Annotated in this window: 10 protein-coding genes; 8 read left to right on the top strand and 2 right to left on the bottom strand. The window is 52.8% G+C overall.

All coding sequences use genetic code 11. From position 1 onward, the window contains the following. Positions 1-57 precede the first annotated feature (57 nt). The 6 genes from FN001_RS12945 (at position 58) to holA (ending at position 6,539) form a co-directional block, all read left to right on the top strand. Positions 58-903 carry a sugar phosphate isomerase/epimerase family protein gene (locus FN001_RS12945; RefSeq protein WP_185911936.1) on the top strand — a complete coding sequence of 282 codons (846 nt, stop codon included), beginning with the start codon at positions 58-60 and terminating at the stop codon, positions 901-903. Then, complete coding sequence (locus tag FN001_RS12940; RefSeq protein ID WP_142412122.1) at positions 833-1,882, top strand: ABC transporter substrate-binding protein; 1,050 nt, start codon at positions 833-835, stop codon at positions 1,880-1,882. Before FN001_RS12945 ends, FN001_RS12940 begins: the two co-directional genes overlap by 71 nt. A 92-nt stretch (positions 1,883-1,974) precedes the next feature. Next, the gene (locus tag FN001_RS12935; protein ID WP_142412121.1) at positions 1,975-3,696 is read left to right on the top strand and encodes an ABC transporter permease; all 1,722 of its coding nucleotides are present in this window, start codon (positions 1,975-1,977) and stop codon (positions 3,694-3,696) included. A gap of 31 nt (positions 3,697-3,727) precedes the next feature. Beyond that, entirely contained in the window at positions 3,728-4,756 is a 1,029-nt protein-coding gene (locus tag FN001_RS12930; protein ID WP_142412120.1) for an ABC transporter ATP-binding protein, read from the top strand. A 1-nt stretch (position 4,757) separates the two neighbouring features. Then, positions 4,758-5,477 (top strand): phosphatase, encoded by a 720-nt coding sequence (locus tag FN001_RS12925; protein ID WP_243122019.1) that lies wholly within the window; start codon positions 4,758-4,760, stop codon positions 5,475-5,477. A gap of 84 nt (positions 5,478-5,561) precedes the next feature. Then, positions 5,562-6,539, top strand: coding sequence for a DNA polymerase III subunit delta (gene holA / locus FN001_RS12920; RefSeq protein ID WP_118515570.1), 978 nt, complete (start codon positions 5,562-5,564; stop codon positions 6,537-6,539). 591 nt (positions 6,540-7,130) lie between these two features. Here holA and rpsT read toward each other — a convergent pair. Next, complete coding sequence (rpsT, locus tag FN001_RS12915; protein WP_021905348.1) at positions 7,131-7,394, bottom strand: 30S ribosomal protein S20; 264 nt, start codon at positions 7,392-7,394, stop codon at positions 7,131-7,133. Positions 7,395-7,723: 329 nt separating this feature from the next. On the opposite strand from rpsT, the gene gpr reads away from it, so the two are divergent. Next, positions 7,724-8,851, top strand: a complete 1,128-nt coding sequence (gene gpr / locus FN001_RS12910) for a GPR endopeptidase (protein WP_142412119.1) — start codon at positions 7,724-7,726, stop codon at positions 8,849-8,851. A 340-nt stretch (positions 8,852-9,191) separates the two neighbouring features. Then, complete coding sequence (locus FN001_RS12905; protein ID WP_243122017.1) at positions 9,192-10,580, top strand: stage II sporulation protein P; 1,389 nt, start codon at positions 9,192-9,194, stop codon at positions 10,578-10,580. A 34-nt stretch (positions 10,581-10,614) separates the two neighbouring features. Here FN001_RS12905 and FN001_RS12900 read toward each other — a convergent pair whose 3' ends face one another. Next, positions 10,615-11,973, bottom strand: a complete 1,359-nt coding sequence (locus FN001_RS12900) for an MATE family efflux transporter (RefSeq protein ID WP_142412118.1) — start codon at positions 11,971-11,973, stop codon at positions 10,615-10,617. Between the last annotated feature and the right edge of the window lie 107 nt (positions 11,974-12,080).

Here is a 12,080-nt window from a genome sequence, read left to right as displayed (position 1 = left end):
CTTTTGAATTTTACATCCTGTTTCTATAATTCTGTTTGTCTGGAGGAAAGAAACAGAATGAAAGGATTTTATTTTTCATCGACGCTCATGTGGGACGCCGATGCAGAGACGCTCATGAGGACAGCGGCAGAGAATGGCTTTGATGGGATCGAATTGTGGGCGCAGCATGCGGAGACGAAAAAGCTGGATCTGGAAACGATCCGCAGGCTGAAAAAAGAGCTGGGCCTGAACATCGTAGTCCACGCAAAGAGCTGGGATCTCAACTACGCGGCATTAAACGATGCGGTCCGGAGGGCATCCGTGGAGGAGATCAAGTCATCGGTGGATCTGGCTGTGGAGCTTGGAGCTGACGAGGTGACGGTCCATCCGCCGAGATACACATTAAAAGAGGACGAGGCGGCCAGAGACCGGGCCTACGAAAGCATTCGGGAATTTTACGGATACGCGAAGGAGCGGGGCGTGGATATCTCCATGGAGATCATGGAACACATTCCGAAAGAGATGGCGACGACGCCGGACGGCATGTTCGGGATCGTGAGGGATTTGAGAGGAAAGCTGACCTATACGATCGATCTGGCACACAGCCTGACGGAGGAGGAATTTTTCGAGAATATTCGTATCATGGGACGCGTCTCAAAGGTTCATCTGACAAACAAGAAAGGCACAAAACTTCACACGCCGATCCCGGACGGTGATTTTGATTTTGAGGAGATCTACCCGAGACTTCTGGCATATGGCTTTCCGATGGTCATCGAGGGCTATGAAGAGGGAGATTGTTACGAAGCGCTTACAGAAAACATTCAATATATACAAACACTGAAGGAGAAAAGAAATGAAGAAATTAAACGTACTTTTAACAACAGCGGCTATCCTGGCACTTACAGGCTGCAGTTCCAACAGTAAACCGGCGGAGACAACGGCTGCACAGACAACAGCGGCAGCGACAACGGCAGCAGAGAAGAAGGACGCATCAGGAACCCTGACCGTCTACACCTCCCAGCCGGAGGCAGACATCCAGGCGCTGGTGGAAGAGTACAATAAATCCTGCCCGGATGTAAAGGTTGAGATCTTCAGAAGCGGAACTGAGGAAGTTGTCAGCAAGGTCCTCGCAGAGAAAGAGGCCGGTTCCGTTCTCGCAGATGTCCTTCTCGTATCCGATGCGGCGACGTTCGAGTCCTTAAAGGCGAAAGACATCCTGATGAGCTATGAGTCCCCGGAACTCTCCGAGATCGATCCGAGCTTCTATGACGCGGATCACACCTACACAGGAACAAAGATCATCAGCACCGGTATCGCGGTCAATACCGATGTGGTCTCCAACATTCCAGAGTCTTTAGCGGACCTCACAAAGGCCGAGTACAAGGACGAGCTGATCATGCCGAGCCCGCTGTATTCCGGAGCAGCTGCATATAACCTCGGAGTCATCACGAGAACAGAAGGTCTTGGCTGGGAGTTCTATCAGGGCTTAAAGGACAACGGCGTGAAGGTCGACAAGGGCAACGGAGCTGTCCAGAAGGCAGTTGTTGCAGGAGAGAATGGTCTCGGTCTTCTCGTAGACTACATGGCGATCCGCTCCAAAAATGACGGAGCTCCGATCGAATTCGTATACCCGTCCGAAGGTTCCCTCTGTGTCACAGAGCCGATCGGTATCGTTGCCGGAACAAAGAATGAGGCTGCAGCGGAGTCCTTTGTAGACTTTATCCTCTCCGAGGACGGCCAGAAAGCGACAGCCGAGATCGGTTACACCCCGATCAGAAAAGGAGTTGCGGCTCCGGAGGGCTTAAAGAGCGCGGATGAGATCACAAACCTGACTTATGATCTTCCGACTCTGGTCGAGACAAGAGATTCCGACAAGGAAGCATTCTCCAAGATGTTTGAATAAGCAGAAAAAATAATGGCTCGGCAAGTCTGCTCATCCGGTCCATCAGAATGACATGGAAGAACCGTTATTTGTACACAATAAGAGGAAAAATCATGAAATCCAGTAATATTAAAACAATTGCAGGCCGGATCCTCTTTTTCCTCGCAGTATGCTTCATATTTATTATGCCGATTTTAAGCCTCCTTCGGATGAGTCTGACGACCGACGGAGGCTTTGGTCTGCAAAACTATGTGGACATGCTGCATGAGGAGAGGACGGCAAAAGCGATCCGGAACACGCTGATCATATCGGTATCTTCGACGGCGATCGCGGTGGCGGCGGGAAGTTTCTTCGCATTCTTAAACGCCTACACGAATGTGAAGAGGAAAAAGCTCCTGGAGCTCCTCGTCCTTGCCCCGTACATCATCCCTTCCTACATCATCACCTTGTCCTGGAGCAGTCTGCTCCTGAAACGCGGGTTTGTGAACACGACATTGAAAAATATCGGACTTCCGGTCATCGATATCTACACGCTTCCGGGGATCATCCTTGTGATGGGGATCTGCAACATCCCGGTCGTCTATCTTCTGGTAGTGGGAATGCTCAGAAAAATCCCGCGCGACATGGAGTGGGCAGGGCGGACTTCCGGCTATACGCCTTTTCAGACGATCCGGAAGATCACCATGGTCCAGGCGATGCCGGCGATCGCGGGCGGCGGCATGCTGGCGTTTCTTGCATCCATCGACAATTTCAGTATCCCGGCATTCTTAGGGATCTCCTCCGGAAATCCGGTGCTCAGCACTTACATTTATGAGAAAGCGATCAGCTTCGGTCCGGATTCCTTTCATAAAGCGGCATCCCTCTCCGTGATCCTCTCGTTCATTGCGATCGGCGGCACCCTGATCCAGGGAAAGCTGATCCGGAAGAATTCAAACCTGGAGAGCGTGAAGGAGGATACTTCCGTCCGCTATGAGCTTCCGACGAAGTGGAGACGGATCCTCGAGTGGGGAAGCCTCGGAGTCCTGGCAGGATTTACGGTGGTTCCTGTGATCTCCATGATCATGAGCGCTTTTTTAAAGAATTACGGCACGAAATTCCGCCCGGAGAACCTGTCGCTCAAGAACTTCCAGTTCGTATTTACGAATGCAGGAGTCCGTCAGGCAGTGTTCAACAGCATCCTGCTTGCCATTGTCACCTGTATCATCTGTATCATCGCAGGTACGGCGACTGCGTACCTCAAGGTGCGGAAACACTCGAAGGCGGCCATGATGTTTGAGTCTGCGGCCTCACTGACATATGCGCTTCCGGGGATCGTCCTGGCACTCGCCATGATCTTCCACTGGACCATTGTTCCCGGTGTCTACGGAACCGTGAAGATCCTGATGATCGCCTACGCGACAAGATACGTGGTCTTACAGATCAAGGGAAGTACGACGGCGATGCTCTCCGTGGAACCGGCGCTCGAGGAGGCGGGAAGAGTGTTCGGAGCCGGAAAAGTGACGATCTGGAGAAAGATCATGATCCCGGTCATGGCGAAGCAGATCCTCTCGAGTTCCTTCCTGATCTTTGTCTCATCGCTGACGGAGCTGACGCTGTCGTCCATGCTCGCGAGTGCCGGGACAAAGACGATCGGTCTTACGATCTTCAACCTGCAGCAGGGCGGAGATTACAGTCTGTCCGCGGCAATGTCCGCAGTGATCGTGTTCATCGTATTCTTTGTGTACAGCCTGGTGGCTCTCGTAAAGAAGAAGGATGAGGAGGACGCAAAGCGCCCAAAGGTACAGGAGGGCAGCGCGGAAGAAGTCGGAGACCATGCGGTCGGACAGGGAGCGTAAGGAAACAAGAACGAGGAGAGATGAGAATAAAATGAGCCTTAAAATTGATCATATTACTAAAAAATTCGGAAATTTCACAGCATTAGATGATATTTCCCTGGAGATCCGTGACGGAGAATTTCTGGCGATCCTGGGGCCGTCCGGATGCGGAAAGACAACACTTCTCCGGATCATCGGCGGATTTGAGGCGCCGACCGAGGGGAGCATCCTGAAGGACGGGGAGATCTTTTCTTCCCAGAATGAAAATGTTCCTGTGGAGAAGAGAAATCTCGGAATGGTATTCCAGTCGTTTGCTCTCTGGCCGCACATGACCGTGCGGGAGCATGTGGAGTTTCCGTTAAACAGTAAGCGCTGTACCATGACGGAGGACGAAAAACGGAAGGCCGTGGACCAGGCGATCGAGGCGGTGGGACTTTCCGCGATGGAAAAGCGGTATCCGGGGGAGCTCTCAGGTGGACAGAAACAGCGTGTCTCCCTGGCGCGCGCCATTGTCGCGAAGCCGTCGATCCTTCTGATGGATGAGCCGCTCAGCGCTCTTGACGCGGAGTTAAAGATCAGCATGCGCCGGGAGATCCAGAACATTCACAAGCTCACGGGGGCAACGATCATCTATGTGACGCACGATCAGAGTGAGGCGCTCGCCATGGCGGACCGGATCCTGATCATGAAGAGCGGAAAGATCGAGCAGCTTGACACGCCGGAGCAGGTTTACTGCAATCCGCAGACGGAATTTGCGGCGACGTTTGTCAGCAAATGCAATCTCGTGAAGGGAAAGTGGCTCGGAAACATGTTCAAGGTGGAGAACCAGGACGTTGTCTTCGAGACAGAACCGGCGGCGAAGGAATTTCTCGTCAAGGGACTCTGTCCGGTGCGCCCGGAGGAGTTCGAGATCAGCCGTGACGGAAACGGGATCCGCGGGGATATCGTGAACCGACAGTACAACGGCCGTGAGATCCACTACGCGGTCCGGACAACGGATGCGGTCTATAACGTCTACACCGGACAGGGACAGCTCTACAACGAGGGCGAGACGATCTATTTAAGAAAGAAGGCAGGCTGATATGGAACTGAGAGCACTGATGGATCTGCACACGCACACGCTGGCCAGCGGACATGCGTACAGTACGCTGAAGGAGAACCTGGAAGAGGCGAAAAAGATGGGACTGAAGGTCCTCGGAACGAGTGAGCACGCGCGGATGATGCCGGGAACGGCACCGCTCATCTATTTCCAGAATTTTAAGGTGATCCCGAAGGCGGTGGACGGGGTCCGCCTGGTGAACGGGATCGAGGCGAATATTTTTGATGAACACGGCTCAATCGATGTGGAGGAGCCGATCCTCTCAAAGATGGATTACATCATTGCAAGTCTTCATACGCCGTGTATCGCAAATCTTGGGATCGTGAAGAATACGGCGGCGCTCGTGGGCGCTGCCGAGAATCCGAATGTGACGGTCATCGGTCATCCGGATGATGACCGGTATCCGATCGATCCGGATGAGGTTGCGGCTGCAGCTGCGGAAAACCATACGGCCATCGAGCTCAACAACGGGTCGTTAAATCCGCTTTCGACACGGATCAACGGACCGAAAAATATCAGGAAGGTCCTGGAGGCATGCAAAAAGTATCACACCATGGTGCTCATGGGGACGGACAGCCATATCTGCTATGAGATCGGACATTTTGAGGATTCGATGGCGCTGTTAAAGGAACTTGATTTTCCGGCGGAGCAGGTGATCAATTTCGATGTGGACAGGCTGGGGTATGTGCTGAGAAAGCATTGAGAACAGCGCAGCTTGACCGGCAGTGGCATCTCTGATAGAATGGATGGCAGAAAATGATCAAATGTACAGTTCACGGAGGCGGTTATGCAGACATTAAACCAGGATATCAAAGAGAAAACATTTAAGCGGGTCTATCTGCTGTTTGGGGATGAACCGTTTCTTGTGAACAGTTATAAAAAGCGTCTCCGGGAGGCGATTGCCGGGGATGACACGATGAATTACAACTATTTTGAGGGCAAGGGGCCGGACGTGAAGGAGATCATAAGTCTCGCGGACACCATGCCTTTTTTTGCTGAGCGGCGGCTTGTGATGGTCGACGGCAGCGGATTTTTCAAGAACAGTGCGCCGGAGGAGCTTGTGAATTATATCGCGGAGATCCCGGAATCGACCTGCATGGTCTTTGTGGAGAGCGAGGTCGATAAGAGGAACAAGCTTTATAAGAAGGTCAAGGACAATGGATATGCGGCGGAGTTAAAGAAGCAGGATGCGGATCAGCTCATGCGCTGGGCGGCGGGGATCCTCGCAAAGGACGGGAAGAAGATCACTCGCCAGGTCATGGAGTATTTTATGGAGCGGACCGGGGATGATATGGAGAATATCCGGATGGAGCTGGAGAAGCTGATCTGCTACACGATGGGGCGCGAGGTGATCACGAAGGAGGACGTCGAGGCGGTCGGGACGGTTCATGTCACGAACCGGATCTTTGAGATGGTGACGGCGATCGTCGCGGGGAATACGAGGAAGGCAATGGATCTCTATGAGGATCTTCTGACTTTGAAGGAGCCGCCGATGAGGATCATGTTTCTGATCGCGAAGCAGTTTAACCAGCTTCTGCAGGTGAAGGAGCTTGCGGGGAAGGGCGCCCAGAAGGGGGAGATCGCTTCGAAGGTGAAGGTGCCGCCGTTTGTGGCGGGGAAGCTGATTGCGCAGGCGAGGGCGTTTTCGCGGGAGCAGATCCTTTCGTATGTAGAGTTTTGTGTGGAATCGGAGGAAGCGGTGAAGACGGGGAGGTTGTCGGATCGGTTGGCGGTAGAGTTGTTGATCGCTAGGAAGTATCGGTAGGTATGGCGGAGAGTTAGCTTTAGAAACTTGGCGAAAGGTACGCGCCGGCCTGCCTTCAGACTCAGGCGCGAGTGGATTCCGGGGGCGGTTCCTCTAGGCTTGCGAAAAAATGCTAAGGGCGGAGAGCAGGGGACACAACTCGCTGCGCTCAGACAAGTGCCCTCTGTTCTCCAACGCATTTTCCCGCGAGCCAAGAGGAAGCCAAAGCCCCTGGAATCAGGCGTCTGAGTCTGAAGGCAGACCGGCGCTGTGTGTTGGCTTGGCGAGGGGACGCGCAGGTATGGCTTCAGCCACAGGCGCGAGTGGATTCCTGGGGCGGTTCCTCTAGGCTTGCGGGAAAATGCTAAGGGCGGGGAGCAGGGGACACAACTCGCTGTGCTCAGACAAGTGTCCCCTGCTCTTCAACGCATTTTCCCGCGAGCCAAGAGGAAGCCAAAGCCCCTGGAATCAGGCGCCTGAGTCTGAAGCCATACCTGCGCTGTGCAGTGGCGGGAGTAGGGAGAGGATAAAAAAAAGAACCGCCGGTTCCGACACACCCTCGGAATCAGCGGTTCTTTTTTATTTATGCGTAATAATCCAGTTCGATGATAATTAAGCCATTGCGCTTACAGCTTTAGCCAAACGGGATACTTTTCTGGAAGCGGTATTCTTGTGATATACGCCCTTGGAAGTAGCCTTGTCGATCTCGCTTGTAGCAGCAAGAAGTGCAGCCTGTGCAGCAGCCTTGTCGCCAGCAGTAATTGCAGCTTCTACCTTCTTAACGAAAGTTTTCACTTTGGATCTGATTGCTTTGTTTCTAGCAGCTCTTGTCTCTGCTACTACGATTCTTTTCTTTGCAGATTTGATGTTAGCCAATCTGTACACCTCCATATTATTTTAAAAATTATCTCTGTTTGTTTTGCATCAAAGCCTGGACACGGACAGTTCAATGTAAACATACTATTACATTCTAGCGAATATTTCCCAGGATGTCAATACATAAATTGCTTTTTTCGAGAGAAAAATAAGAGAGTCTGGTTACTTTTCTTTGATAGGAATTTTCAGGACTGAAAATTCCGTATGATACAGTGGAGACCGCGGATTTTGCCGATTTGGAATGCGAAGAATCGGCAAAATCGAGTTATAGTGCGCGGGCACTATAACTGAGAATGGTTACTTTTCGTGGGTAGGAAGGAGAAGATGCTATGAGGCAGGCGGATGTTGATTTTGTGGTGCGGACGGATCTGGCGATCGAGGAGCGGGAGCGGGTCTGGGAGAGCGGGAGTGAGATCGCGGGGGTTCGGATACGGGAGTGGGAAGCGGCGGACGCAGGGATCCGGGTGACGGAGGTCTTGGTGTGTGATGAGAGAGGGGAAGAGGCGCTCGGAAAGCCGGTCGGTGTGTATCTGACGCTGGATGCGCCGTCGCTTGCGAAGAAGGATGAGGATTACCACAGGGAGGTCTCGGAGGAGTTATCGGGGCTTTTGCGGGGGATGTTTGTGGATCATGGGCTTGAGGCGGAGCGGATGGAGCGACCGGTGAGGACGCTGGTCGTGGGGCTTGGAAATCCGGAGGCGACGCCGGATGCGCTGGGACCGAAGGTGCTGGAGCATCTCCAGGCGACGCGGCATCTGGCGATGGAGTACGGGACGGATTTTTGCTGGAAGCATGGATATCCGATCCTGAGTGGGATCACACCGGGAGTCATGGCGCAGACGGGGATGGAGACGGCGGAGATCGTAAAGGGGATCGTGCGGGAGACAGAGCCGGATGCTGTTATCGTTGTGGATGCGCTGGCGGCCAGGAGTGCGGGGAGACTCGGAGTCACGGTGCAGCTTGCCGATACGGGGATCCGACCGGGATCCGGGGTCGGAAATCACCGGAGCGGGCTGACGGAGGAGACGCTGGGGATCCCGGTTTTTGCGATCGGGATTCCGATGGTTGTCGGGGCGGCGGCGATCGTGTACGACACGGTCGGGGCGATGACGGAGATGCTGAGAGAGCGGGTGGAATGCGGATCCGGTGATGAGGAGAAAGGAACAAAGAAAGAAAAAACGAAGAAAGAAGCAATCAAGACCGAAGAAACAGAGGAAGATAAGGAAACGCGAAAAAACGGTGGAAAATGGACGAAGGAAGAGCCCCGGAGAAGAGAGGAAAAGCGGATGATACCGGAAATGCTCCAGGTTGAGGAGGCTTTTGAACTCGTCAAGGAACTTTTAAAGCCGGATCTTGGTCCCATGTATGTGACTCCGCACGATATTGATGAGCGGGTGGATTTTCTGAGCTATACGATATCGGAGGCGATCCATGGGGCGCTGTTTTACAATAAATGAAAAAGGGTAACTGTTCAGCAGATCTGTGCACTTGCTGCGCTGAACATAATAAATCTGCTATGCATCCGAAGGGAAACTCCAGGGGAACTTTCTGTAGGCATGTAATGAACAGTTACGAAAAATGATTCCGTTACAGGAGCTGATGGAAAGTGTGTGCGAAATTTATCCGAAATGAGATAAGAAAAATCCAGTGAGGAAAATGCGATTTCTTCAGCAGCGATAGCGTGATGTACTCGAAAAAAGAAGCAGACTTGATTGGTATCCGGCGATCGGGCGTAAAGGTACTGAATCACCGCTTTTGCACATAAACTGTAAGGAAACGGCGGGCCGGGCGGTAAGGATGAGGCGGAGATGGTACTATTTTAAGCGGATGCTTCAGGCGGACCGCCGGTTTGTCGTGCAGATGTTCGGGAATTTACTGGAAGTCCTCCGGTATGCCGGGCTGTGGATCGGGATTGCGGCGGTATGTGCGGCAGTTTTATATCTGGGGAGAAAAGTTTTTTCGGTTTCGCTGGGTAAATTTTATGAGGATCATGCGGTACAGATCGCTGACGATATTGTGCGGGGATTTCTTCCTGCGTGGAAAGAAGATGAAGGCGTATCGTTTTTCCGGGAAAGTCGGAAAAATGAAAACAGCGGGCTGAATGCGGAGTATGAAGAAATCTTCGGGATCGAAAATGAGAACGAGGCGATGCGGGCGGAATGGATCGCAGGCAGGGAGGCTGGAGAGGAAGAATACAGGGACGGAAGCGGGAAAATGATACAGGAAAACGGGGACGAAAGCGGGCAAACAATACAGGAAGGCGGAAATGCGAACGAGGGAATAAAAGAGGGGATGAACGGAGGACTAGATGAAAGCAGTCTGTCAGAACAAACCGAAAGCGGGCAGCTTCATGAGGAAAGAGCTGCATCGGATGACAATCTCCTGGCATCCGGAATTTTCAACACCGGAAATTCCGGCATTATATTAGAAAAACTGAATGATTACGACTATCTGATGAAAAAATTCTATAATGTCCATCCGACTACGACGGCGAGCCGTGATCTGATGCAGGCAGAAACATTTCTGTCCACCGATCTTTCCATCGAAAAGAATGCGGACAGTCCGCAGATCCTGATCTACCACACCCACTCCCAGGAGACTTACGCGGATTATCCGGAAAATCCCGAGGCGGATGTGATCCATCTGGGGGAGGAGCTGGCGATCCTTTTGCGGGAACGCGGTTACAACGTGTTTCATGATGAGAGTGTTTACGATTACCGGGACGGAAAGCTGGACCGGAGTGCGGCGTATACCTATGCACTTGATGGGATCACGGGACTTTTACAGAAATATCCGTCCATCGAAGTGGTTTTAGATATCCACAGGGACGGCGTTGCGGATGGGACGAGACTTGTGACGGAACTCGGCGGGAGCGAGACGGCAAAACTCATGTTTTTCAATGGGACGTCCATGAGCCCGGACGGACCGATCGAATATCTTCCGAATCCGAATCTCAGAGCGAACCTGGCATTCAGCTTCCAGATGCAGCTTCTGGCGGATGGAAAATATCCGGGACTGATGAGAAAGATCTATTTAAAAGGCCTCCGCTATAATGAGCATGTCCGGGCGCGCTCCGCCCTGATCGAGGTGGGCGCGCAGACAAACACATACGCGGAGGCGAAGGCGGCGATGGAGCCGCTTGCAGATATCCTGGATCTTGTGTTGGATCATGGACAGGGAGATTAAAAAATCCGAAGGCCAGGTGACTGCTGGGATTTCCTTACATACTGATCTTCTTTTCCCACTTTCCGGACATATAATAAAGCTCGACGAGAATGGATGCCACGATCCATCCGATCGGATAACCGAAGCCGACAACTGCGGCTGTGTTGCAGATCGAGGTTGCAATATAGAGATAGATCTGGCGGAACAGGACAAAGGAGAACAGCATGATCAGCATCGGAGTCCTGGAATCACCGGCTCCTCGCATGGCTCCTGCGACAACCTGGTTCGGGCAGCAGAACGCGAGCATGAAGACGTTCATCCGGAGAAACATGGTTCCGTAGCGGACCACATCCGGCTCCTGGTTAAAGATCGCGACAAGGCTCGGGGCGAACAGGAAGAGGACGGCGGCGCTTGCGAACGTGATAATGAGAGCGAGGCGCATCGCGACACCGGTTCCTTTTTTGGCCCTCGGAAGGTTTCCGGCACCGAGGTTCTGACTCATGAAGGTCGTGGAAGCCTGACCGATACTCTGCATCGGAAGAAAGACGAACTGGTCGATCTTCGAATAACTGCTCCATCCGGCCATACAGCTCGAACCGAAGGTGTTGATGTAGGACTGGACATACACGTTTGAGAATGAGGTCAGCGACTGCTGGAATCCGGTCGGAAGTCCGATCCTGAGGATCTGCTTGAAGATTCCTTTGTCGATCCGCAGATCACGCCAGGTAAGTCTGTAACTTTCCGTGCTGCGGGAGAGGACGATGAGTACCAGGGCAGCGGAGATGAACTGGGAGATGATCGTCGCGTAGGCAACGCCCTCGATCGCCATTCCGAAGCCGACCACAAAGAGGAGGTCGAGCGCGATGTTCATGACGCTGGAGAGACAGAGGAAGTAGAGGGGACGCTTCGTATCGCCCACCGCGCGCAGGATCGCACTTCCCATATTGTATACAAGAAGACCGAACACGCCGGAAAAATAGATTTCAAGGTACACAGACGCAGACGGAAGGACATCCTCCGGTGTGGACATGAATTCCAGCATATACGGGGCGACCCAGATGCCGAGTCCGGTCAGGAGAATTCCGCAGATGAAAGTCAGCGCCATCGTCGTCTCGACTGCGATGTGGAGTTTTTCATCATCGTGCGCTCCGTAGTAGCGGCTGATCACGACGCCGGCGCCGACGGAAGTTCCTGTGAAGAACATGACGATCATGTTGATGATACTTGTTGTGGACCCAACAGCGGCGAGGGCGTGGGAGCCGACGAAGTTTCCGACGACGAGACTGTCTACGGTGTTGTAGAGCTGCTGAAAGAGATTTCCGATCACAAGCGGAACCGCGAACATGATGAGAAGTTTCGTGATGGAACCGGATGTCATGTCCATGGATTTTTGTTTTTTAGGGGTATGGTTCATAGCGGGTTCTCCTTGGCGTGACGCAAAAGGCTGCAGTAGTTACCGGATATGTATCCAAAATGGAGAGTCATGCAGGATCCTGTCCGGATATCGCAGCAGGAAAATGG

Source organism: Clostridium sp. Marseille-P7770 (assembly GCF_902143525.1).
Classification (GTDB): Bacteria; Bacillota; Clostridia; order Lachnospirales; family Lachnospiraceae; genus Pilosibacter.
Note: the sequence above shows the minus strand (reverse complement) of the source record. Positions and strands in the feature narration are given on the sequence as shown.